Here is a 25,150-nt window from a genome sequence, read left to right as displayed (position 1 = left end):
AAACAACTGCCTCCTCAGAATTATGCGCCAACAGACTTCTTATGGAGGCATCACAGCCAGTCTTATTCTTGGACTGGCTGTTTTTCATCCCGTCTCCTTTATCATATGTTTTAAGGCTTAGTTAAACACTATTTTTACTTTGTCCTTGGTTCGCTCGTAGGTGAAGTCCTTCACAAAGCCGATGCCCTCCAGCACTCGCTCCAAGCTCTCGTTATCGTACGCGCCGGTGTAGTTCCATGCGTTATCCTGCAGGTGCTTTGCCTCTACCTCTATATCCACACCGTACCATTTTTCAAGCTTTTTGACGACTTGGTCCATGCTGTCCTTTTTAAAGTACAACACGCCTTCCTGCCAGCCCAGCACTTCTGTCGCGTTGTATCCTGAGACGCTGTATTTACGCGATGCTTTATCGTAGGCCAACTGCTGCCCGGGCACCAGGCGGGAGAGCTCCTGACGCTGATTATGGCCCTGCTTGTCTACCCTCACGCCCCCCGTAGCCAGTGCCACCCTGGTTGCGCCGTTACAGATGTCATAGTTAATGTTGAAAGAAGTGCCCAGGGCTTCTGTGGATATGGCCCCTGTGTGCACAATAAAAGGACGGAGGCTATCTTTGGCTACTTCGAAGAAGGCCTCGCCACGAAGCTGGATATCACGCTTCCCATGCAGGGCAAAGTCTTTCCGGAAAGTTACCTCGCTCCCTGAGTTCAGCTTCACCCTGGAGCCATCGGGTAAGTGTATTGTTTTCTTAACGCCAGGCTCAGCCGTTACGGAGACATAGGTAGCTACAGGCGTGCTTCGGGAAGTGGTGTAGTGCACAAAAGCCCAGGCAAGGCACAGTGGCAGTACGATAGCAGCGGCAACTTTAAGCCAGAACTGCGGCTGTTGCCGGGGAAACGAGTAGGTAACACAGCTTTCCTCCTCCTGTTTTGCGTCTTTTATGCGCGATAGGATTTTACTGTAGGCACTTCCGGCGTCATGTAGTGGCTGCTCTCCCGCACTTACCTGACCAGCTTCATGCCACATGGCGTAAAGCTCCTGCTCTTGCTGTGGTGCCAGGTTGTTCGCCTGAAACCACTTCAACACGGCTCTTACCTCCTCCTGCGAGCACTCGCCCCTGTAAAACCTGTCAAGTAAGTCTCTGTTCATATTGTAGTGTTTGTATAGATTACACCTGAACGACGCGCTCCACCACCTCACTTTAAAAAAAAATAATTAAGTACTCACTTTTGCAATTATCGTATTTTATTTTTTACTTTATTTAATTCCTACTTTTAGTATAGCTCGTATAAAGCTGTGCCCTCATTGGTATATTTCTCACAAAGCGACCAGACATTATGAAGCCACCCCCCCCCGTGTCCTTGGCCAGCAGCATAGCGGCCTTAAAGGCAGATGACATGTCCGCATTTGAAAATCTTTACCAGGCATTCGAGCCCAAGCTCTTTACGTTTGCCCTGCGCCTGGTCAGGCAGCGAGAGGAAGCAGAGGAAATCGTGCAGGAGGTATTTCTGAAGGTATGGGACCACCGGCACCAGCTTAACCCAGAGCAGAACTTCGACGGATACCTGTTCCGCATTGCCAAGAACATAGTGTACAACAAAGCACGGCACAAGGCCTATGAGTTTGCATTCGCCCAGTACATGACTGCGGCAGGTGTGAATGCGGGTTGCTTTACAGAAGAGAAAGTGGCATACGAGGACCTGGCCAGGCTATTGGAAGAGGCTTCTGACGCCCTGCCCCCGGTTAGACGACAAGTGTTTGTGATGAGCCGCGTAGAGGGCAAAAGCAACAGCGAGATAGCGCAGCTGCTAAACACAAGCAACAGCAACATTGAGAACCACCTGAACAAGGCACTGAAGGCAATAAAGGAAAAGCTTAAGACTTACGAAATCGCCTATGCTATTCTGCTTTTCAGCTCTCTTTCTTAATGTACTTTTGGCAGTTCAGGCATAAACATTCCCCTTCCCTTTAATTCCGACAAAGAGGTTAGCCAGACAGGCAGCTATCATGCAGCTATCATAAAAAGCCAGAAGTAAGCCTTTCTTTTAATGTCTTAACACAGGTTAAACTTCTATAGTTACCTTATACCAAGTAAGCCTAGTTTTATTGGGACACCAGCTCAAGCAAATGCATCTTATAAGAAAGAACAGGAAGGGCAGCCAGTACTTTTCCGCTGCTACCGCTGCCCCTTCTTACACAGTAACCTAATGCAGGTCTCGCGTTACCTCTGCCCCCGAACTGCCTTGTAAGATATCGAGGTCTGCCCCCAAATGCGCCTGCTGTACGTGGTCGATGTATATTTTAACGTAGCCTCTTGTGGCCCTGGGCGCGGGAGCTACCCAGGCAGCCCGGCGCTTTTGCAGCTCTTGCTCGCTTACATCCAGGTGCAGCCTTCTGCGCTCTACATCAAGTTCAATCATGTCTCCGTCCTGCACCAGGGCTAAGTTGCCACCAACAGCCGACTCCGGCGACACGTGCAATACGACAGTTCCAGCCGCTGTGCCGCTCATCCTGCCATCCGAAATACGCACCATATCCCGTACTCCTTTCCGCAGGAGCTTCTCCGGAAGGTCTACGTTCCCCACTTCGGGCATGCCCGGGTAGCCTTTGGGCCCCACTCCTTTCAGCACGATCACGCAGGTCTCATCTATGTCCAGGTCCGGATCGTCGATGCGCTGGTGGTAGTCTTCTATTGTCTCAAAAACCACAGCACGCCCCCGATGCTTCATCAATTCGGGTGTTGCCGCTGAGGGCTTGATCACAGCCCCCTGTTCGCACAGGTTGCCTTTGAGTACAGCAATGCCCGCTTCCCGCTGAAAAGGCTCCTCTACCGAGCTAATCACATCGCAGTTATAACAACAGATGTCTGCATTGTTTTCTCCTATCGGGCGGCCGTTGACTGTGATCACCTCGTTGTGCAGGTACTGCTGTATTTCTTTCAGTACCACCGGCAAGCCCCCGGCATAGTAAAAATCCTCCATCAGGTACTTACCCGAAGGTTTTAGGTTGACCAACAAGGGAACTTTGCTTCCTATGGCGTCAAAGTCCTCCAGGTCTAGCTCTACCCCAAGCCGCCCGGCAATGGCCAAGAGGTGAATGATAAAGTTAGTAGACCCGCCAACCGCCGCGTTCACCACAATGGCATTCTCGAAAGCTTTCCGGGTAAGGACCTTTGAGAGCCTTAGGTCCTCCCGCACCATCTCCACGATTCTTCTGCCTGACATCTGGGCCATGACCTTTTTGCGCGAGTCAACGGCAGGTATGGCCGCAGCTCCAGGCAGGGTCAGGCCCAGTGCCTCTACCATACAGGCCATCGTAGAGGCCGTCCCCATGGTCATACAATGCCCCTGGCTGCGAGCCGCCCCAATTTCCATTTCATGGATTTCGGCATCAGAATAGTTCGCCACCTTTTGCTTCTCCTTGTGCAGCCAGTTAAATGACCCTGAGCCCACGCATTCTCCTTTGAACCGGCCATTCAGCATAGGGCCTCCCGGCACTACAATGGTAGGCAAATCAACGCTGCAGGCCCCCATCAAGGTAGAAGGCGTCGTTTTGTCACATCCGGTAAGCAGCACTACCCCATCCAGCGGGTTAGCCCGGATAGACTCTTCTGTATCCATGGCCGCCAGGTTACGGAAAAGCATGGTGGTGGGCCGCATGATGGTCTCTCCTAAGGAAGTAACCGGAAACTCCAGCGGAAAGCCACCGGCCTCTACCACCCCTCTTTTCACAACCTCCGCAAAGTCACGGAGGTGCCCGTTGCACGGCGTAAGCTCCGACCAGGTGTTGCAGATGCCAATAACCGGCCTACCCTGAAAATAGTCATCCGGATAGCCCTGGTTACGCAACCAGGACCGGTGCACGAAGCCCATCTTATCGGACTTGCCGAACCAATCGTAACTTCTTAACTTTTTATCTGATGCCATAAAAAAGCTCCATACAATTAAATTTAAAAATCAGGTCTTTTATAAAACTTCAGGCCATTGCACAACCGCCCAATCATTCTCAGCTGATAGCCCAGTAAAAGCTGTTTCATAAAACAGGGCCTGGCAGCGATGCTATTTGTCGGCAAATCAGCCTTTTTTTAACGCGCCATTAACAAGCCGCCAGATCTGGAGCGGGTTCTCGTCTTTTAGTTCGTCCGGCAGTAAGGCCATCGGAAAGGCCTGATAGCATACCGGCCGGGCAAAACGGGTGATGGCTGCAGCCCCCACCGATGTCGTTCTGCTGTCGGTCGTAGCCGGAAATGGCCCTCCGTGTACCATGGCATAGCCAACCTCCACACCTGTCGGGTATCCGTTCAGAATCAATCGTCCAGCCTTCTGCTCCAGTACATCGATCAGGTCCCGGTGCTCTAAAAGGTCCTCCTCTGTGCCATGCACTGTAACCGTCAGGTGCCCCCGCAGCCGCTCGGCTGCCTGCAAAAGCTCCTCTTTATCCTTAGCTGTAACTGTGAGAGAAGAAGGGCCGAACACCTCCTCTTCCAGCGCCTCCTCCTCTAAAAACCGTTGAACGGAGGTGTGCAATAAATAGGCGGTGCCGTGGCAGGCAGAAGTGTCCGCCTTTCCTTTTGCCAAGACCTCCACCCCTTTTATTTTACTTAGCTGCTCAATGCCCCGCTCGTAATTGCCCCGGATACCGGAAGTGAGCATCACCCCTCCGCTCATGTCGCCGATGTGTTGGGCCAACAGCTGCCGGAACTCCTTCTCCTCCGCAGCGTCCTGTAAGAAGATCAGGCCTGGATTCGTACAGAATTGCCCTACACCAAGGGTTACTGATGCAGCCAGGTCACGGGCCATGTTATCTTTTCTTTCCTGCAAAGCACGGGGAAGGATGAAGACAGGGTTCGTGCTCCCCATCTCAGCATATACCGGTATGGGTTCCACTCTCTTGTTGGCCTCATCAAACAAGGCCTTGCCTCCCCGGAAGGACCCCGTAAACCCGATCGCTTTTATCTGGGGATGCCGTACGATGGCCTGCCCCACTTCCGTAGAGGCTCCCTGCACCATCGAAAACGTACCCTCTGGCATATGGCACTGCTGCATGGCCCGCTGTATTGCCCGGCCAACCATTTCTGATGTACCCGGGTGTGCCTGGTGCGCCTTCACGACTACCGTGCAACCAGCTGCCAGGGCAGAGGCAGTGTCGCCTCCCGCTACTGAGAAAGCCAACGGGAAATTGCTTGCCCCAAACACGCCCACTGGGCCCAAAGGCCGGAGCATGCTTCTTATGTCAGGCTTCGGGAGTGGCTTGCGCTCAGGGTCAGCGGTATCTATCCGTGCGTCCACCCAGGAGCCTTCGCGTAACAACTGGGCAAAAAGCTTTAACTGATTTACTGTTCTGCCACGCTCCCCGACCAGGCGTGCCTCGGGCAGGCCTGTTTCCTCCATGCATCGTGTGATCAGCCCCTCCCCAAGGGCCATGATCTCCTCAGCAATCGCTTCGAGCAATTCGGCCTTTTCTTGCCCAGTTTTGTTCCGGTACTCCTGAAAGGCCTTGGCTGCTTCTTGTATAGCCTCATCAATCTCCTCCAGGCTAGCTTCGCGGAAGCCCGGCTCAATTTCCGTTCCGCTGCTTGGGTTTACAGCAAAAAAGGTCTCTTTGCCCTCTCCCACCACGGCGTGGCCAATGATATTTCGTCCTGTTAATTCCATAGTATAAGGTGCTTGATTGCTTGACATGGTGTTTATCCGACTACTTCACGTAGTTCACAAGGGTGCCAATAGGCTCAATTGTAATTCTGATCTCATCGCCCTGTTGCAAGGTAAACTCGTTTTCAGGCACGATGCCCGTTCCCGTCATGAGCAGGCTACCGCTAGGGAAAGAGCATTCACGGTAAAGGAAAGAAGCGAGCTCTTCCGGTTTGCGCTTCATCTGTGCCAGCTCAACGCATCCCTCAAACACGGTGGCCTCCTCCCGCCTGATCTCCATCTGAATAAGTGTGTCTTTTGGCAAAGGTTTCTCCGTCACGAGAATACAGGGACCGACTGCGGCACTTCCGTCATAGGTCTTTGCCTGTGGCAGATACAGGGGGTTTTCTCCCTCGATACTGCGTGAGCTCATGTCGTTACCGATCGTGTAGCCCACGATTTTCCCAGAGGAGGTAAGTACCAGGGTAAGCTCCGGTTCCGGGACATCCCAGGTAGAGTCTTTTCGAATGCTCACCTTTCCTCCCGGCCCTACCGTTCTGTAAGCCGTAGCCTTAAAGAAGAGCTCCGGTCTTTCTGCCTCATACACGAGGGCATAAAACTCTCCGCCACCACTTCCTTTCGACTCTTCCTGCCGCCCCACTTTGCTGCGATAGTAGGTTACCCCGCTTGCCCATATTTCCTGGCTCTGAACAGGCGCAAGCAACTGATGCCGCAGCCACTCGCGTGCTTCCGGGTCAGGCGCTTGGTTTTGTGTTAGCTCCAGCATTTTGCCATACAGCTGGTCGTCGTTTACGAATTCATCCCAGGGCTGTTCTTTTACAGGATACAGTGATTCCTCTTTTTCGATCACAAGGCCTTGTTGTGTGCGGTACAGTTTCATCTAAGCATATTTATGGTTCAACTTTGCTTTTATAAGGACAGGTAGCCGGTCTTCCGGCCAGAGAGCAACGGGCACTCACAGGGGCTGCTGTCTTCTATAGGCCGCGTAGACGACAGGAGAAAAACGGCGACCTCCCTCCTACCGGCATTCTGGCTTTTAAATGTTCTTTTTCACATGCTCCACTAGCCAGTCTCCCACTTTTTCATAGTCCACCTCCTGCTCCCACAGTAAACTCCTGTAAACCCGAACCGCTCCGCTAGCTGCACGCACATGTCGAAATCATAAGAGATGCGCTCCAGGTCCTTGTTAAACTCTGCCGCCTTTGCCGAGATCATATAAGCATGTGACAGTATCTTCTCCAAAGACTGGAACATGGTCTCTACGGGATAATTACCAAAGTCGGGCAGGGTGTAAAGGTTTTTCGGCCCTGCCTCCCGGTTAATCAGGAGGTGTATGTCGGGCTCCATCTCTATGCTGAAATGGTTCTCGGTCAGCAGCACCAGGGCCAGCCTGTTGTTATTAAAAGACGTTTACTTTTTAAGGGAGGCAAGCTGGGGTAAGGCAAAAACGACATAGCCACCCTGTGGCTTTTCAACTCCTTCCTTACTCTCCTCTTCGAGTGCCCACTTCAGTGGGGTGGTTGCCGTTACCATCAGGTAATGGCGGCCTTTCACCTCGTACATAGTAGGCAGTCCCTCAATGCCGGCAGGGAGCTTCCCCTCCCACAGCCCTGCGTATAATAGCGATCAGCAGGTGCAACAGCTTCTGCCGGGTAAGGGCGACCGAAGCGCCCTCCTTCTTCCTCCATCCGGCGCAGCTCCTGGTCTCCAAGTGCTCCGCCAGTCCTTTTGCTTTCCCCTTCGCATCCTCGCCTTGCAAGTAGCTGTACAGGTTCTCTAAGGCATCCTTTTTTATGTGCCGAAAGGCCGGCATGCCACCCCTACCCGCAAGCATCGCTTGCTGGAAATCCCTGAAACTAAGCCGTGCGCCTAAGTTAAGAAGAGAAGGGCCTATTATGCCCGCCGGTCGGCGCCGTGGCAAGCCTGGCTTAGCTTTTACCTCGCACGATTTGCACAAAACGCCTTCGGAACAACGCCAAGGCTACAATAAACTTAAAAAAATATTTATTTGTTTCAACGAATTCCCCCAGCTTTTTTAATATAATATAGAAGCTCTGCAGCAACGCATGCAGCAGAGAAACAGAAAAAGTATGTTCATCCAGGCGATATCTTTGTTTAAACAAAGATTTTTTAGCACAGGATTTGGAAAATATGGAGCAGGGAAAGTTCATTTCGCATTACCTTTACAAGACTGCTGAAATGAACTTTATTTCAGCAACAACTGCTAAGTAAGTAATCAAACATGCTTTATACCGCTGTAAAGCAAACTATTACGCAATTAGCACGGCGTCTTATTTTGCAAAATGTAGTTTTGTCTGTGATTAATTTTTTAATTTGAGAGTTATCTTGGTAGTTGAATCTCTATTTCCAGCAGGTTATTCTCCACTAAAAAGGCGAATGCGGGTTATTTGAGTGAGAGATACTACTGCTTATGCCTTACTTGCTATGCATCATATGAAGCGTTTATTCTTCTATTTCATAGGTACCTCTCTCCTGCTTGGCAGCTGTAACCAGGATAAGGGGGACCAGCTCTTTCACTTGCTTTCTCCGGAAGACACAGGCATTACCTTTAGCAACACCTTGCTTGAAAACGACACCCTTAACGCCGTGGAGTATGACTACCTCTATAACGGAGCAGGCGTTGCCATCGGGGACATCAACAACGATGGCCTGCAGGACATCTTCTTCGGGGGCAACATGGTGTCCAGCAAACTTTACCTGAACAAGGGAAACATGAAGTTTGAGGACGTTACAGAAAAAGCCGGGGTGATGACTGACCGTTGGGTAACAGGTGTGTCCATGGCCGATGTAAACAGCGACGGCCATATCGATATCTATGCCTGCGTGGCTGGCCCCAACAAAACGCCGGACAAACCAAACATGCTGTTTATCAACAACGGCGACGGCACCTTTACGGAATCTGCTAAGGCCTATGGGGTAGCGGATACCGGGTACAGCACACAGGCTGCTTTTTTCGACTATGACAAGGACGGGGACCTTGACATGTACCTGCTCACGAACGCCCTGGAGAGCTTCCCGCGCAATAATGCACGGCCTAAGAAAGTAGACGGACAGGGCCTGAGCACAGACAGGCTTTACCGGAACAACGGCAACAACACGTTTACGAACGTTTCCAGAGAAGCTGGCATCCTGATCGAAGGGTATGGCCTGGGGATAGGCATCGCAGATATCAACAACGATGGCTGGCCCGATGTTTACGCCGCCAATGACTTTATCACAAACGACCTGCTGTACATCAACAATGGAGACGGTACTTTCTCAGATCAATCCAGGCAGTACCTGAAGCATCAGAGCTGGAACGCCATGGGTACAGACATTGCCGACTTCAATAACGATGGTCTCCTGGACATTGTGACGGTAGACATGCTGCCACCTGACAACCTCCGGGAAAAAACAATGATAGCGGCGGCCAACTACGACCGTTTCAAGCATAACCTTTCGTTAGGCTACCAGCCACAATACATTCGCAACACCTTGCAACTCAACAACGGCAATGGCACCTTCAGCGAAGTGGGCCAGCTAGCGGGTATCCACAGAACAGACTGGAGCTGGGCTCCCTTGTTCGCGGACTACGACAATGACGGGCAACGTGACCTGCTGATCACCAACGGTTACCGGAAGGACGTTACCAACCTCGACTTTATCATCTACAAGCGCCAGGAAAGCCAGTTCGGGGACGAAGCCCACAAGTCCCAAACGATGGCCAAGCTAATCAAGGAGCTCCCCGGGGTGAAAGTACACAACTATGTGTACCAGAATACAGGAAACCTCTCTTTTGCTGATAAGTCAGTGGAATGGGGCCTGGATGCTCCCTCCTACACCAACGGTACTGCCTTTGCCGACCTGGACAATGATGGCGACCTGGACCTGATCATGAACAACATAGACCAGCAAGCCTTTATCTACAGCAATAATGCGAATACCCTTCCTGACCGGCATTACCTACGCGTGAAGTTTGAGGGGGACCAGAAAAACAAAGCCGGCATGGGTGTAAAGCTCACCTTGAGATATGGGGAGCGGCAGCTGTACCATGATCACTCCGTATACCGGGGCTACAAGTCGACCGTAGAGAACGTTGCCCACTTTGGCCTCGGGAAAGACACCTTGGTAAACACCCTGGAAATTGTGTGGCCCGATGGCCGGCAGCAGACCCTGCAAAACGTGAAAGCAGACCAGGTACTAACCCTGAAGCATGCAGATGCCGTAGCCCCGGCCACAGCACCGGCTTCTGCTCCTATCGCAACCCTTTTCCAGCCACTGGACAGCACCGTAACAGGCATTGGCTATAAGCACAAGGAGTACGACTTTGTAGACTTTAAACTACAGCCCCTGCTCATGCAGAAGTACTCGCAGGGCGGGCCTGGCCTGGCGGTAGGAGACGTGAACGGTGACGGCCTGGAAGACTTTTATGTAGGCGGCTCCTCTGACGCTGCCGGGAAACTGTACCTGCAGCTAACCGGAGGAAAATTCAAAGAAGCTCCTTTTACAGACACCGATAAGCATAGCGACGATATGGGCGCCCTGTTCTTTGATGCGGACAATGATGGCGACCTGGACCTGTATGTGGTGAGCGGTGGTAGTGAGTTTCAGGAAGGGGCTGCCGAATACCAGGACCGCCTGTACCGGAACGATGGCAAGGGAGCCTTTGAAAAAAGCACCTCCGCCTTGCCAGACACGAGGTCCAGCGGCTCCTGCGTGATAGCCGCAGACTATGACAGGGACGGTGACCTGGATCTGTTTGTGGGAGGCAGAGTAGTGCCCCAGCGCTATCCATTGCCTGCCAAAAGCTATATTCTGCAAAACAATGGAGGCCATTTTACAGACGTAACGGCTCAGGTATGCCCGGAGTTAACACAATACGGCTTAATTACCGCAGCCCTTTGGACCGATGCAGATAACGACGGGCAGGTAGACCTGATGGTGGCTGGCGAATGGATGCCGGTGAGCCTGTTTAAGAACAAAAACGGCAAGTTTGCAAATGTGACCCAGGATTCAGGACTGCAGGACGCTGTTGGCTGGTGGAACAGCCTGGCGGCCGGTGACTTCGACAACGACGGGGACATTGACTATATTGGTGGTAACTTCGGCCTTAACTCGGATTACAAGGCTTCTGCGAAAGCGCCTGTCTCCATCACGGCCAAGGACTTCGACAGCAACGGCAGTATAGACCCTGTGTTAGGGCATTACCTGATGGGCAAAAACTACCCGGCGCATCCCCGCGATGCCATGACAGACCAGATGGTAACCCTGCGCAGAAAGTATCAGTCCTTTGACTCTTATGCCAGGATTGGCTATGAGGAGCTTTTCCCGGAAGAATGGCTAAGAGGAGCCATTACCGCCAAAAGCACGCATTTGCAAAGTAGTTATATCCAGAACCTGGGTAAGGGCACGTTTAAGGTGCACCCCCTGCCGGTACAGGCGCAGGTGGCACCCGCCTTTGGCATGGCAGTAAATGACTACAACGGAGACGGCAACCTGGACCTGCTGCTCACCGGGAACAACTATGGCACCGAAATACAGACAGGTTGGTATGATGCCTCCATTGGGTTGTACCTGCACGGAAACGGCAAAGGAGGTTTTGCCCCGGTGCCCGTTACCCGCAGCGGCTTCTTTGTGGACTCAGATGCGAAGGCCCTTGCCGAGCTTGCCCTACCAACAGGCCAAACCATGGTGTTGTCCTCCTCCAACCAGGGCACGATTAAAGCGTTCAGGTACGGGCAGCAGAAAAGAGTCGTACAACTAAGCCCTGCGGATGCCTGGGCCAGCATAACCCTGCAGGACGGCAGAGAGGTACGGCAGGAGTTCTACTACGGGGCTACTTACCTGTCACAATCGTCCAGAACACTAGCTGTACCGGCAGGAGCACGAGCTATAACCATCTACGACTTTAAGGGAAAAGGCAGGGAGGTGGCCTTACAGCAAGAAAGCCTGGCGCTTCATCCTTAGCCTGGCATTATAAAAGACGTGAAAATTTCAATAATTGTGCCTGAACCCGGAACTTGTTTCTAAGCAAAGTAATTGCTTACTTACAACACCTGTAAACAGGCTTTGGCAGCGCCTGAGCCCTTTTATACAAGTTATACAAGACTTCAACCCAGTTATAATATCGATACATTCTTACTAATTCAGGTTATGAGAAGCGCTAAGGTTATGCAACGTGTAAAGCTATTACTCCTTTTGCTGGTAGTACCCTTCGTGTTTAGCTGTGAGGAAAAACATGATGTGGCAGGCTTAGACAGGTTTTCGCAGTCACAGCTGGTGGTATGGAACAGGCACTTAAGTGAGATCATCATCAAGGATATCTTCTCGCCGCCCGTGGCCAGCCGTATTTACTCCTATCCGAATATAGCGGCGTACGAGGCACTGGCGCCTGCCTATCCCGCTTACCAGTCGCTCTCCAGCCAACTGAACGGCTTAGTGAATGTGCCACAGCCTGAAGAGGGGAAAGAACTGTACCTGCCTGTTTCCAGCATCATCGCCTTCTCTACTGTTGGGCAAAAGTTGGTGCTGGACGAGCTGAAGGTGCAGGAGTACGAAGCAGCGTACCTGGCACAGGTCAAAGAGATCGGTATCCGGGAAGAGGTCCTGCACAATTCGATCGACTATGGGCGGCAGGTAGGCGAGCACATCCTGGCCTGGGCGAAGAAAGACGGGTACGTGGAAACACGCGCGCTTACACGCCATGTGGTTTCAAACGAGCCCGGCGCCTGGCAGCCCACTGCCCCGGATTACATGCCGGCGGTAGAGCCTCACTGGAACAAGATCAGGCCTTTTGCCATGGATTCTGCGGCGCAGTGCAAGCCCAAAACGCCTACTGCTTTTGACTCCCTCGCCACCTCTGACTTTTACAAGGATGCCATGGAGGTGTATGAAATCGTGAAAAACATAGACGACGAAAAGCTCCTGATCGCCCGCTTCTGGGACGATAACCCGAACGTTTCCTACACAACAGGGCATGTGATGTACTTCAAGCAGAAACTAACGCCTCCGGGCCACTGGATGTCGATCACCAGCTCTGCAATCCGAAAAAACAAGCTGGACATGATGGAGGCTGCCGAAACGTATGTGATGGTTGCCACGGCGCTGGCTGACGGCTTCATCAGCTGCTGGGACGCGAAATACGCCTATAACTCCATTCGTCCGGATACTTACATCGAGCGCTACATAGACGCGGACTGGGACCCAATCCTGCAAACCCCTCCGTTTCCGGAGTACCCGAGCGGCCACAGCGTTATCTCAGCGGCGGCGGCCACTGTTCTGACGCATAAGTTTGGAGACAACTATGCTTTTGTAGACTCTACACAGCTAGCCATAGGGCTGCCTACCCGTACGTTCAACTCCTTTAACGAGGCTGCCATAGAAGTAGGAGAAAGCAGAATATACGGTGGCATTCACTTCCGCCCCGCCTGTGATCTGGGCGCTGAGCAAGGAAAAACGGTAGGCAATCTGATTCTCACCAAGCTAAGAACGCGCAGGATGGACCAGACAGCCCAGTTGTAAGTTACCTGTCCTTTTAATTAAAAGCATTATCATAAAAAAGCAGTTGGCACTGGTCTCACGCACCCGCTTACTGCTTTTTTAATTACCAGAGCCTATGCCTACCTCTCCCACTTATAAATTCAAAGGAATAACGCTTGCTGCCATTGCCCTGTTGGCTGCTGCCTGCTCCGAAAACAGGCCTGCAACGGAGACAACCACAGGGCAGGCCCAGGCAGCGGAACCTACCCTGTTCCAGCGGCTTCCTGATTCGGAAACAGGGGTATCCTTTGCGAACACGCTCACAGAGACACCGGCCCTGAACGTGCTGGAGTTTGAGTATTTCTATAACGGAGGCGGGGTGGCCGTCGGGGACTTTAACAACGACGGGCAGCAAGATATTTTCTTTGCGGGCAACATGGTGCCCAGCAGGCTATACCTGAACAAAGGCAACTTAAAGTTTGAGGATATTACCGAGCAGGCGGGTATCCGTACATCCGGCCGCTGGGCAAGCGGCGTGGCTGTTGCGGACGTAAACAATGACGGCTACCAGGACATCTATGTCTGCGTGACGGGCAGGACCACTCCTGACAAGCGCAAGAACCTACTCTACATCAATAACCAGGATAATACCTTTACAGAGGCCGCGCAGCAATACGGGCTGGACGACAGCAGCTACTCCACGCATGCTGCCTTTTTTGACTATGACAAGGACGGGGACCTGGACCTCTACCTGCTCAACCATACCCTGGAAGAAACAAACCCAAACCTGCTGCGCCCCCAGTTGCGGGATGGCTCCAGCAAGAACACGGATAAGCTCTACCGAAACAACGGGAATAATACCTTTACGGATGTTTCGAAGGCAGCAGGTATCCTGGTGGAAGGACACGGCTTGGGCGTAGCCATCAGCGACATTAACCAGGATGGCTGGCCAGACGTGTACGTGTCGAATGATTATTTGTCGAATGACGCCCTGTACCTGAACAATGGCAACGGCACTTTTACCGACAGAGCGGCCGCTTACTTCAAGCATCAGAGCCAGTCAGCGATGGGCAACGACGTAGCTGATTTCAATAACGACGGGCTGGTTGACATCATCACCGTGGACATGCTGCCGGAAGACAACCTACGCACAAAGCTGATGTTTGGGGGCATGAACTATGACCGCTTTATGGCGGAAATCCAGAATGGCTATACGCCGCAGTACATGCGCAACACGCTTCAGCTGAACAATGGCAACGGGACCTTCAGCGAAATAGGGCAACTGGCAGGTGTGCATAGCACTGACTGGAGCTGGAGCCCCCTGTTGGCTGACTTCGACAACGATGGCTACAAAGACCTGCACATTACCAACGGTTTTCCAAAGGATATCACCAACCGCGACTTTATCATGTACCGCATGCAGGGCCTTAACAGCTCTGTGCCCCTGGATATACTGAACAAGCAGTTGCTGGAGGTAGTGAACCAGCTGCCAAATGCGGAGAAGTCGAATTACATGTACCGGAACAAAGGAGACTTCACTTTCAGCAATGAGACCAAAGCCTGGGGATTGGAAACACCCTCCTTCTCAAACGGAGCGGCCTATGCCGACCTGGATGGAGACGGAGACCTGGACCTGGTGACCAACAACATCAATGGAAAGGCCTTTGTGTACCGCAACAATGCCCAAAAGCAGCTCAAGAACAATTTCCTGCGGATAAAACTACAGGGAGACAAAGCAAATGCGGCAGGGTATGGAGCTAAGGTAAAATTGATACAGGGAGACAAAGAGCAGTACCAGGAGCACTCTCCGTACCGTGGCTTTATGTCTACGGTTGAACCTTACTTACACTTTGGGTTAGGGCAGGATGCAACGGTGACAGCCCTGGAAGTTACCTGGCCGGACGGGAAGGTACAGCGCCTGGAGGATGTAAAAGGCAACCAGGTACTAACGCTTCATCACCAGGATGCCGTTGCTACTCAAGAGCGAACGAAGCCTTCGTCGCCACTGTTCCACAATGCCAGCCCGGAGTATCGGATAACTTACACCCATATAGAGGAGCCTTACATCGACTTTAAGATACAGCCGCTGCTCCCGCACAAATATTCTCAGAACGGACCGGGCATTTCGGTGGGCGATGTGAACGGGGATAACCTGGAAGACTTTTATGTAGGGGGGGCCTTTAAGTATCCAGGCAGGATTTTTCTGCAGTCGAAAAACGGCACCTTTACAAGCACTGCCATCACTGATCAGACAAAGTATGAAGAAGACATGGGCAGTCTGTTCTTTGATGCGGATGGTGACGGTGACCTGGACCTGTACGTGGTAAGCGGCGGAAGCGAGTTTCCAGCCAACTCCCAGTACTACCAGGACAAACTTTACAAGAATGATGGTAAGGGCAGGTACACGCTGGACGCCCAGGCACTCCCTAACACCACCTCCAGTGGCTCGTTTGTGACGGCTGCAGACATGGATGGTGATGGAGACCTGGATTTATTTGTTGGAGGCAGGATGTACCCACAGCACTACCCTGCCCCGGCTGTAAGCTATGTCCTGCTAAATGAAGGTGGGAAGTTCCGGGATGCCACCAAGCAGATATGTCCTGAGCTATACAACCTGGGAATGCTAACGGCTGCCCTCTGGACTGATTTCGACAACGACAGGGCGGTTGACCTGATCGTTACCGGAGAAGGCATGCCCATCACTTTCTTCCGGAATGTGAACGGCAAACTTCAGAACGTAGCGACTGCTACCGGATTGCCTAATACCAGCGGCTGGTGGAACAGCCTGGCAGGAGGTGATTTAGACAACGACGGCGACATCGATTACATTGCGGGTAACCTCGGCCTGAACACCAAATTAAAGGCATCGGACGCTGAACCTGTAAGTGTATACGCCGCCGACTATGACAATAACGGCAGCATGGACCCCATACTGGCGCACTATGTCATGGGCAAGAATGTGCCCGCACGCCCCCGCGATGATATCTTTGACCAGATGGTGTCCATGCGCAGGCGCTTTACTACGTACGAGAGCTATGCCCGTGCCTCTGTTACGGAAGTATTGCTACCGGCAGAAATGCAACGCTCTTATGTGCTTAGAAGCGTAAACATGCAAACCTCTTACATCGAGAACCTAGGGGGCGGTAAGTTCCAGATCAAAGCCTTGCCGATGCAGGCGCAGTTTGCCCCGGTGTTTGGCATCACCATAAACGATTATGACGGCGACGGTAACCTGGACGCCCTGCTCTCCGGTAACTCACAGGCAACAGAGGTAATCAGCGGTGCCTACGATGCTTTTACTGGCCTCCTTTTGAAAGGCAACGGCAAGGGAGAATTCCAGCCTGTCTCCTTACAACAAAGCGGCTTTTTAGTAGACGGCGATGCAAAGGGAATGGCAGAGTTAATGCTCCCAGATGGCAGGCCGCTGGTTCTTGCAGCGAATAACAACGGACCGCTGCAAGCCTACACCACAAACCCGGCGGGAAGGAAAGGCCAGGTGCTAACTACCAGGCCTTCTGACGCCAGAGTGGAGATAAGCCTGGATTCTGGCAAAAAACTCATAAAAGAACTTTACTATGGTTCAGGCTACCTGTCTCAGTCCTCCAGAAACGTCCTGATCCCACAACATGCCACCTCTGTCGTTGCTTATGACTTTAAGGGAGCAAGCAGAAAAATCAAGTAATTATAACCTCCTACCGGGGCTTCAATAGCATTCAAAATGACGCGTCAGCTTCGAAGATATTTTAAACAAACATCCTACGCCTTTCTATCCGCTGCCCTCCTGCTCTCCTCCTGCGGAGAGAAAGAGCCGGACAATGGAAATGAGGCGATGGCCACACTACTGGAAGAGGTGGCACAAAGGTTCTATATCCCGGACAACAGGTTTGCCAATCATGCCCGCGTAACTCATTTTGATGAGTTGGCAGGCAAAGCCACCGGCAGAAAGAAGTTTGACTACGAGTACCAGAAAGCCGTTGAATTACTCCGCGCAGGAAAACCGGCAGAGGCAGCGGAGTTATTCGAAAAGCTGTACCAGGAGCTACCGCAAATCGCTTATAGCTTTACGCCAAAAGACGCGGACCTGGCAGATAAACTGGAAGGGGATATTGCCCAAGCCTATCTGCGCCTAGGTGAGCAGGAAAACTGCCTCATCAACCACACCTCGGCGTCCTGCATCTTCCCTATCGCTAGCGCCGGTTTCCACCAGCTCCCAACCGGATCACGGAAAGCGATTGAGCATTACACCTCGCTATTAAGCCGGAACCCCGATGCCCTCCAGTACCGCTGGCTGCTGAACATTGCCTACATGACGCTTGGAGAATACCCGCAAAGTGTACCGGAGAAGTGGCTCATCCCTTTGGAAAACGAGTTAGCCCATCCTGTAGCCCGTTTTGAAGAAATAGCAGGAGAGCTGGGTGTGGATGTGGATGATATTTCCGGTGGCTCTATTCTGGAGGACTTCGACAACGACGGCTACCTTGATATCATGGCCTCCTCCTATGGCCTGCGGGACCAGATTCGCTTTTTCCACAGCAATGGGGACGGTACCTTCACCGATCAGACAGAAGGAGCTAGGCTGAAAGGTATCACCAACAGCCTGAACATGATGCAGGCTGACTACAATAACGACGGCTATGTGGACGTGCTGGTGCTCCGCGGCGCCTGGTTCGAGAATCAGGGCAAACAACCGAATTCATTGCTGCGCAACAACGGTAACGGCACCTTTACGGACGTAACGGCAGAGGCAGGTTTACTCTCCTTTTACCCGACCCAGACGGCTACCTGGGCTGACTTTAACAACGATGGCTGGCTGGACCTGTTCATTGGCAACGAAACGGCTGACAAGTTTAGCCCCAACCCCTGCGAGCTGTACCTTAACCACCGGGGGGTATTTAAAAACATCGCCAAAGAGGCTGGTGTGGAACTAGTACAGTACGTAAAAGGCGTAACCTCCGGCGACTACGACAACGACGGCTGGCAGGATATTTACGTGTCTACACTATACGGCCAGAACTATTTGTTCCGGAACCTGGGCTTAGGAAAAAAGGAGCAGCTGCGGTTTGAGGATGTCACACAAAAGGCTGGCTTGCACAAGCCGATGCTATCTTTCCCTACCTGGTTTTATGACTACGACAATGACGGCTGGCTCGACATTTTCGTGTCGGGCTTTAAGTTCAGCTCAGATCCCAGCGTATCTTACAATGTAGCGGCCGAGTACCTGGGCCTGCCGAGCGATGCCGAAAAAGCCAGACTCTACCGCAATAACCGAAACGGTACCTTTACGGACGTATCCAAAGCGGTGGGGATAAGCAAGGGACTGTACACCATGGGCAGCAATTTCATGGACATTGACAACGATGGCTGGCTGGACATGTACCTGGGTACCGGTGATCCGAGCTTTGAGTCCATTATCCCTAACAAGCTGTTCCGCAACAACGAAGGCAAGAACTTTCAGGACGTAACGACCGCTGCGGGCGTAGGCCATTTACAGAAAGGGCATGCTGTATCGGCCGGTGACCTGGACAACGATGGCGACCAGGACATCTACACCGTTATGGGCGGTGCTTTTGAGGGCGACAACTACCGGAACGCTCTTTTTAAGAATACCTATCAGGAAAGCTCCCCTGCTGCAAACAACTGGATCAAAATAAAGCTGGAGGGGACAAAGGCAAACAAAGCGGCTATCGGCACCCGCCTGAAAATAACCTTTACGGACGGAGGCAAGCCAAGAACCATTTACCGCGATATAAACTCCGGAGGAAGCTTTGGGGCCTCTACCCTGCGGGCAGAACTGGGACTCGGGCAGGCCACTAAGATTGATAAGCTGGAAGTTAAGTGGGCTGGCTCTAACCGCACCCAGGTGTTTGACAACATTGGGGCCAACCAGTTCATTCAGATAACAGAAGGCCACGACCAGGTAAACAAGCTGGATATAAAGAAGCTAAACCTGAAAAAGAAAAAAGGTGGGCACGACTTACACCGTGCCCACCTTTCAAATCATTCTTAACTTTTTAGCGCCTCACTTCAGCTCTGCAGCAGCAAGGTTTGTTTGCCTCGCTGGCACTGTCCGTGCTATCCCTGCCTTGTCTACTATCTGAACAGACCTTACCCCGGCTGGTAGCCATAAGGCTCTTGAAGACTGGGAAAGATACCCCGAGCCAAAGTAAAACTCCTGCTTCCTTTTCTTGCCGTTAGCCAGCGTGATGTGAGCATAAGCATCGGCTGGTGTAACCGCAACAGCTTGCAGATCAGTTGTCCGTACTGCCGGCTGAAAAACCCTTACACTATCGTTATGGGCCCCGACAATGATGAGCGGCACCCCGCTTCCGGTGTTTATTTCTGCCATGCCCTTGGCATCTGCATCAACCATAAACCCACTCCGGTTGACATCTACCGGTAAAAACTGTCCTTTGCCATTTCCTCTCAGATACAAGCCGGTAAAGGCATCGTAGCGCCCTACCACCACTTCCGTAGCATAGGAGTTTCCGCTAAGCAATAGGTCCAGGTTGCCATCCCCGTCATAATCATTCACCACAATGCCACACACCGGAGCAAACTGAGCCCGTATTGGTAGCGCCGAGATCCTGAACTTGCCCTTGCCCAGGTTCTCGATGTAACTGCTCTGAAAGTTTTCACTCTTGGCCACATACGCTCCCTGTAGCCTTTCCGGGGTAAATATCTCATCAAATGACTTGCTTGCGTAGTCTTCATAAGTCCTGAACTCACGCCGCAGGGATACCATCTGGTCTGTCATGTCATCACGGCCGTGCACCAGCTGCTTCGTTCCCTGTATATAATGGGTCATGAGGGCGTCTGTTGTCCCGCTCTTGTCAAAGTCCTTTGCGTACACCTGCACAGGCTGTGCCGCTGAGGCTTTGAACCGGGAGTTCAGGCCGAGGTTACCGGCCACGTAATCCATATCGCCATCGTTGTCGAAGTCACCGGCTGCCAGGCTGTTCCACCAACCATGCGTACCACGCAATCCGGTGCTGCCTGTAACGTCTTTTAGCTTTCCACCAGTGTTTTTCAGAAACGTTAGCGGCATCCACTCCCCTGCTACGATCAGGTCTACAGCACCGTCACTGTCAAAGTCTGTCCAGAGGGCTGCGGTAACCATGCCCAAGTCAGCTAGCATCGGCCCGGCTGTACTGGTTACATCTTTAAACCTACCACCATTGTTCTGCAGGAGATAGCTCTTCGCTGGTAAGGGAAAAGCCCTTGGCTGTACCCTTCCTCCTATAAACAGGTCCAGGTCGCCATCCTTGTCATAGTCTGCCGCTGCCACGCAGGAGCCACTGGCATCTATCACAGGCAGCACATTGGTATCAAGCGTAAAGCTACCTTTGCCGTCGTTCTTGTACAGGCGGTCCTGGTAGGCTTTATCTCTTGTGGTGTATTCACTTCCGCCGCTTACCACGTACAGGTCCAGGTCACCGTCACCGTCCGCATCAAAGAACAGACTGCCCATGTCCTCGCCTGGCTTCTCCTCCAGTGTCAAAGGCTTTGACCTGAACTCCCCGTCTTTACTTTGCAGAAACAACATGCCGGACGAGGTAGCACCACCTCCCACGTAAAAATCTTCCAGGTCATCCCCGTTCACATCGCCCACCGAAATGCCTGGTCCGTTCTGAGAATATTTGTGCGGTAATAAGGGCTGTAGTTTAAAGTCCACATACGCTAAGCTGTTATCCTTATAGGAAACGCCCAGGGCAGCTGTTACCTCGGTGAATAAAATATCTTTGTTTCCGGAAGGTGCGTTTGTCTTTCTTTGGGATGCATCTTTGTGATATACTGTAAGTACCTGATCTGCTTTTACATCTTTCAGCAGTTGATAGCTGCCATCGGGCCATGTTACCTCAACCGCATCTACCCGCTCCGTTGGCCCTAAGCCAAAGTGCAGCGTGTTTTCTACCGTGGACTGGAAGCCCCTGAAAGGATATTGCTCTGCCACCTGCATCTTATCGCCATACCGCAGCGCTACCTTTGCGCCAATTCCAGTTTTATTGGTTGCATTACCCTCAAACTTTACCCGAAGGTAATGCCTGTTTTCAGCTTTATCCTTCGCTTCCCTGGCACGCTCCGCTACCATGTTCTGGTACACGAAAGGTTCCTCATCTACATTGCTCGTCACGATGTCGAGGTCTCCATCGTTATCCAGGTCGGCATAGACACTGCCAGTTGAAAAAGACTCCCGGCCAAAGCCCCAACTCTCCGACTCATCCTGAAAGGTCAGGTCGCCCTTATTCCGATACATGAAATTGTGCTTTTTACTTCCCTCCATTGTCTCAGCTATCTTCAGTAAGTGGGTTTCGATGTCCTTACTTCCAAAGCTGGACCGGGCCTGTGTCAGGTAGTAGGTGGCGAAATCAAGGTGGGTGATGTCTTTGCGAATACCGTTTGTAATAAACAGATCCCGAACACCATCATTATCAAAATCAGCAAACAAAGGGCTCCAGCTCCAGTCTGTATAGTGCACACCGGCTAACTGGCTGATCTCACTAAAAGAACCGTTCCCATTGTTTAGCTGCAGGTTATTCCGGACGTACTGCGGCATGTACCCTCTCTGGAGCGCCAGCTGAAACTCATCGTAGTTTTTAACCCCGTTCATGAGCTTTTGCCGTCTGCTGTCGTCCGGCATCATATCCACGCTGATGATGTCCAGCAAGCCGTCGTTGTTGAAGTCAGCCATGTCCGTTCCCATCGAGAAATGACTTGTATGCTTCAGGTAGTCGCGTATGCGCTCAGTAAAGGTGCCATCCTGGTTGTTAATGTACAGCAGGTCGTCGTAAATGAAGTCGTTTGTCACATAAATATCTGGCCAGCCGTCCTGATTTACGTCACCAATAGCCACGCCCAGCCCATACCCTTCTTTTACAATCCCGGACTCGGCGGCAACGTTCGTAAACGTGTTGTTGCCGTTGTTCCGGTACAGCCTGTCCACGCTAGAGTCCTTGCCCTTGCCTGCTTTGGAGGCCATCACATTCGGATTCGTATCAGAACGGTTTACTGTAGCCAGGTACATGTCCAGGTCCCCGTCCTTGTCATAATCAAAAAACACGGCTTGGGTCGAGTAGCCGGTGTCTGCAAGTCCGTACTTTTCTGCTTCTTCCTCGAACCGTGGTTGATTGCCTGCATCCATGCCTTTGTTAACAAAGAGCAGGTTCTTGCGGCGCTGAGGGTCTTTGTAGCCAGACACACAAACATAAATGTCCAGCAAGCCATCGTTGTTGATATCGACAATGGAAGCCCCTGTAGCCCAGCTGCCTGTTTCTACGCCTGCCTGCTGGGTCACATCCTCGAACTTCAGTTCGCCTTTGTTCAGGTACAACTTACTGGACACCATGTTACCGGTAAAGAAGATATCCTGCAGGCCATCGTTGTTTACATCCCCGACAGCGACCCCGCCTCCATTATAAAAGTACTCGAAGTTAAGCAGGTTGATGGAGTCGTTGGACGTAAGGGTGTTCCGGAAGATAATGCCGGTATCGGACGGGGACTTTAACTCGAACATCTTTTCTTCCTGATTGCAGCTGGCAAAGCCTGCAGCTGCAAGAGAAAAAACGAGGGCTCTTTTAAGAACAGGAAAACGACAAAAATTCGATATCATGGTAATAGGGCTTATGGCGAAAGTCGCCAGGAAAGGCTATCAAGGCATCAACAAGGCCTACTGCTAAAAAATTGCAGGCGCATTAAGTTTCTGAAAAACAGAGAACACAATTACTTCTTAAAAAGTGACATTATCTATTTCCCCGGCTACTACAGTATAGGTCGTTTCGCCGGTGGCAGACATGCTGAACGCAAAATCTCCGGACACGCTGTAGTTTGCGGCATCGTAACTCGTGATGCGGAGATTGCCGTTGGTAATGCCGGCACCGTACTTCTCTTTTGTTTCTGCCAGGGCATTACCAGATACTTTTGTCAGAAAGTAAGCTTTTCCCTGGCCAGCTGTTCCGCTTCTAAGCTGGTACGTGCCTACCTTCTCCGGGCTAAGCTTCACAGAGAGCATAATGGCTGTTGTATCTGTCGGCAGGGCCTGTACGCCGATGATCGTAAGCGTATCTCCTGATCCAACAAAAGCACTGGCACCATCTGTGATCGTGCGGTTCCCTAACTTAAAGTTCCCATTAGAAGAGGACCAATCGGCACCATTCACCACGGCCGACATACCGCTTGTGGTGACCACTGTCGGATCGGGCATGTCATCATCGCCACAGGCAGCAAGAAACAATCCACAGAGGATCGGTAAAAAGTAAAGAATGTGTTTGCAAAAAAAGTTCTTCATATAGGTCCGTTTCATCACTTAGCTAAAATAAAGAAAAAGGATCGCAGTTCGCGATCCTTTTTCTTTATTTCTAACATGAAACCTTAAAAGGTCCTTTTGTTAAATTAAAACATTAAAAGCCAGGGTTTTGATCTCCCTGCAAGGCAGGGTTTCTGTCAATCTCAGCCTGTGGAATAGGGAACAGGTTGTGCTTGCCTTCCACAAATGGTCTGCCCATCGCATTCAGCACCTCAGATGCTCTACAAGTTCTAACCAGGTCAAAGAAACGGTGTCCTTCGAAGGCCAGTTCTCTGCGTCGCTCTAAAATGATCAGGTCGCGCAGCTCTGCCTGGCTTACGTTTTCAAGAGGCAGTGGGCAAGTAGCGCCCGGCATGCTGGCACGCGCACGGGCTCTGATCATGTTCACAAACTCCAGCGCCTCGTCTGTTCTGCCTAGTTCGTTCAGGGCCTCAGCATGCCACAACAGTACATCTGCATAACGGATCAATGGGATGTTCAGCGGTGAGTTGGCAGCACCCGCTAACTCTGCCTCCGGGATCAGGAACTTCTGAATACTGTACCCCGTACGCGACCAGGTGTTGTCATACTCATACACTTTATCACCGCCGTGGTCGATGATATCGCCTGGCTCTAAGATAGAGTACTCCAGACGAGGGTCACAAGGCTCGAAGGCTTCGTAGATGTTGTTCACTTTGATCTTCGGGTTACCACCGTAACCTTCCGGCGTAATTGGCCCGATCGGGGTACTGAAACCCCAACCAGAGAAGTTCGAAGTACGCGGTGCGATCCACTGGTTCAGGGCTAGTCCATCGTTTTCGTTGTTCCAGCCACCGGTACCAGCTACACCCTGCACAGAAAAGATGTGCTCCGGACTGTTCTCTCCCTGTAAGGTAAACAGGCCAGGAAAGTCTGGCAACAACATATAGTTTCCGGAGGCGATGATTTCACCGGTTAGATCTACTACCTCCTGGTACTGGTCTGTTGTAGCGTAAGGCGTGCTGCTGCACCCCTCAGGCGTAGATTGGAAAAGGTTAACTTTGGCCAGAAGCGCCAGGGCAGCGCCTTTTGTTGCTCTACCCACGTCTCCTCCACCATACACCCAAGGAAGCACTTCAGCAGCGTCTCTTAAATCCTGCTCTATTTGCTCCCAGTTCTCAGCGATAGACTCCGGACGCGCCACGAAAACTTCATCCGGATTGAGTACAGTTGTAATGATCGGGACACGTCCCCAGGCTCTTACCAGGTCAAAGTAATACTGGGCTCTCAGGAATTTAGCTTCTCCCAGTATACGAGCCTTCAGCTGCGGATCCATATCAATATCTGGCACACGCTCCAACACCAGGTTTGCGCGGTACACACCGTCATAGGACTGGCTCCAGAAGTCCATTAACAGCGGAGCGCTTGCCACCTGTGTAAAGTTCTGGAACTGGAGAATTTCACTATAGTCCTGGTCGTCGGTGCTACCTTTGTCGGTGTCTCCACCTACCACGTCACCAAATATCCAGTCCATGCGGGAGTGCACGTCCCACTGCAAAGGGTCATAAGCAGCATTGAGCGCAGCCAGCGCATCGGCGGCTGAGGTATAAAAGTTTGCAGTAGTTAATTCAGACAAAGGCTTCCTATCCAAAAACTCTTCCTCACATGCCTGCAACACCATTCCACCTGTAATAAGCCCCCCAGCTAGAAGGGACAGATGAAGTTTTCTCTTAAAATTTATCATGGTTCGTTTGAATTAATGCTT

At 51.8% G+C, this 25,150-nt stretch carries 15 protein-coding genes; 5 read left to right on the top strand and 10 right to left on the bottom strand.

The window, feature by feature from the left end; genetic code table 11:
- Positions 1 to 117: 117 nt before the first annotated feature.
- Positions 118 to 1,146 carry a FecR family protein gene (locus CHB92_RS01035; protein ID WP_089317299.1) on the bottom strand — a complete coding sequence of 343 codons (1,029 nt, stop codon included), beginning with the start codon at positions 1,144 to 1,146 and terminating at the stop codon, positions 118 to 120.
- Between the two features lie 188 nt (positions 1,147 to 1,334).
- Between CHB92_RS01035 and CHB92_RS01030 the strand changes: the two genes are divergently transcribed.
- Positions 1,335 to 1,925, top strand: coding sequence for an RNA polymerase sigma factor (locus tag CHB92_RS01030; RefSeq protein WP_089317298.1), 591 nt, complete (start codon positions 1,335 to 1,337; stop codon positions 1,923 to 1,925).
- A gap of 276 nt (positions 1,926 to 2,201) precedes the next feature.
- On the opposite strand, the gene CHB92_RS01025 is transcribed toward CHB92_RS01030, so the two are convergent.
- The 6 genes from CHB92_RS01025 to CHB92_RS01005 all read right to left on the bottom strand — a co-directional run bounded on the left by CHB92_RS01025 (position 2,202) and on the right by CHB92_RS01005 (position 7,482).
- Positions 2,202 to 3,923 carry an IlvD/Edd family dehydratase gene (locus tag CHB92_RS01025; protein ID WP_089317297.1) on the bottom strand — a complete coding sequence of 574 codons (1,722 nt, stop codon included), beginning with the start codon at positions 3,921 to 3,923 and terminating at the stop codon, positions 2,202 to 2,204.
- Between the two features lie 147 nt (positions 3,924 to 4,070).
- A complete protein-coding gene (locus tag CHB92_RS01020; RefSeq protein WP_089317296.1) occupies positions 4,071 to 5,651 on the bottom strand; it encodes an aldehyde dehydrogenase (NADP(+)) in 1,581 nt (526 codons plus the stop codon).
- A gap of 40 nt (positions 5,652 to 5,691) precedes the next feature.
- Positions 5,692 to 6,528, bottom strand: coding sequence for a fumarylacetoacetate hydrolase family protein (locus CHB92_RS01015; RefSeq protein ID WP_089317295.1), 837 nt, complete (start codon positions 6,526 to 6,528; stop codon positions 5,692 to 5,694).
- A 182-nt stretch (positions 6,529 to 6,710) separates the two neighbouring features.
- Positions 6,711 to 7,028, bottom strand: a complete 318-nt coding sequence (locus tag CHB92_RS01010; protein ID WP_089317294.1) for a hypothetical protein — start codon at positions 7,026 to 7,028, stop codon at positions 6,711 to 6,713.
- Positions 7,029 to 7,058: 30 nt separating this feature from the next.
- Positions 7,059 to 7,211, bottom strand: a complete 153-nt coding sequence (locus CHB92_RS25680; protein WP_179222920.1) for a hypothetical protein — start codon at positions 7,209 to 7,211, stop codon at positions 7,059 to 7,061.
- Between the two features lie 13 nt (positions 7,212 to 7,224).
- Positions 7,225 to 7,482 carry a hypothetical protein gene (locus CHB92_RS01005; RefSeq protein WP_089317293.1) on the bottom strand — a complete coding sequence of 86 codons (258 nt, stop codon included), beginning with the start codon at positions 7,480 to 7,482 and terminating at the stop codon, positions 7,225 to 7,227.
- A 620-nt stretch (positions 7,483 to 8,102) separates the two neighbouring features.
- Here CHB92_RS01005 and CHB92_RS00995 point away from each other — a divergent pair.
- From CHB92_RS00995 to CHB92_RS00980, 4 genes are all read left to right on the top strand, one after another.
- Positions 8,103 to 11,615 carry a VCBS repeat-containing protein gene (locus CHB92_RS00995; RefSeq protein ID WP_179222919.1) on the top strand — a complete coding sequence of 1,171 codons (3,513 nt, stop codon included), beginning with the start codon at positions 8,103 to 8,105 and terminating at the stop codon, positions 11,613 to 11,615.
- A 204-nt stretch (positions 11,616 to 11,819) separates the two neighbouring features.
- Positions 11,820 to 13,169: a vanadium-dependent haloperoxidase gene (locus CHB92_RS00990; RefSeq protein ID WP_179222918.1), complete on the top strand. Its 1,350-nt coding sequence runs from the start codon at positions 11,820 to 11,822 to the stop codon at positions 13,167 to 13,169.
- 94 nt (positions 13,170 to 13,263) lie between these two features.
- Positions 13,264 to 16,809, top strand: a complete 3,546-nt coding sequence (locus CHB92_RS00985) for a VCBS repeat-containing protein (protein WP_089317289.1) — start codon at positions 13,264 to 13,266, stop codon at positions 16,807 to 16,809.
- A gap of 36 nt (positions 16,810 to 16,845) precedes the next feature.
- Positions 16,846 to 19,134 carry a CRTAC1 family protein gene (locus CHB92_RS00980; RefSeq protein WP_089317288.1) on the top strand — a complete coding sequence of 763 codons (2,289 nt, stop codon included), beginning with the start codon at positions 16,846 to 16,848 and terminating at the stop codon, positions 19,132 to 19,134.
- 12 nt (positions 19,135 to 19,146) lie between these two features.
- On the opposite strand, the gene CHB92_RS00975 is transcribed toward CHB92_RS00980, so the two are convergent.
- The 3 genes from CHB92_RS00975 to CHB92_RS00965 form a co-directional block, all read right to left on the bottom strand.
- On the bottom strand, positions 19,147 to 22,638 hold the full coding sequence (locus CHB92_RS00975; RefSeq protein WP_245842233.1) for a VCBS repeat-containing protein: 3,492 nt from the start codon (positions 22,636 to 22,638) through the stop codon (positions 19,147 to 19,149).
- 213 nt (positions 22,639 to 22,851) lie between these two features.
- Positions 22,852 to 23,409 carry a hypothetical protein gene (locus tag CHB92_RS00970; protein ID WP_106219042.1) on the bottom strand — a complete coding sequence of 186 codons (558 nt, stop codon included), beginning with the start codon at positions 23,407 to 23,409 and terminating at the stop codon, positions 22,852 to 22,854.
- 112 nt (positions 23,410 to 23,521) lie between these two features.
- The gene (locus CHB92_RS00965; protein ID WP_258178983.1) at positions 23,522 to 25,066 is read right to left on the bottom strand and encodes a RagB/SusD family nutrient uptake outer membrane protein; all 1,545 of its coding nucleotides are present in this window, start codon (positions 25,064 to 25,066) and stop codon (positions 23,522 to 23,524) included.
- Between the last annotated feature and the right edge of the window lie 84 nt (positions 25,067 to 25,150).

The sequence above is a fragment of the Pontibacter ummariensis genome (assembly GCF_900188175.1).
In the GTDB taxonomy this organism is placed as follows: domain Bacteria; phylum Bacteroidota; class Bacteroidia; order Cytophagales; family Hymenobacteraceae; genus Pontibacter; species Pontibacter ummariensis.
This window is presented reverse-complemented; position numbering and strand designations above follow the sequence as displayed.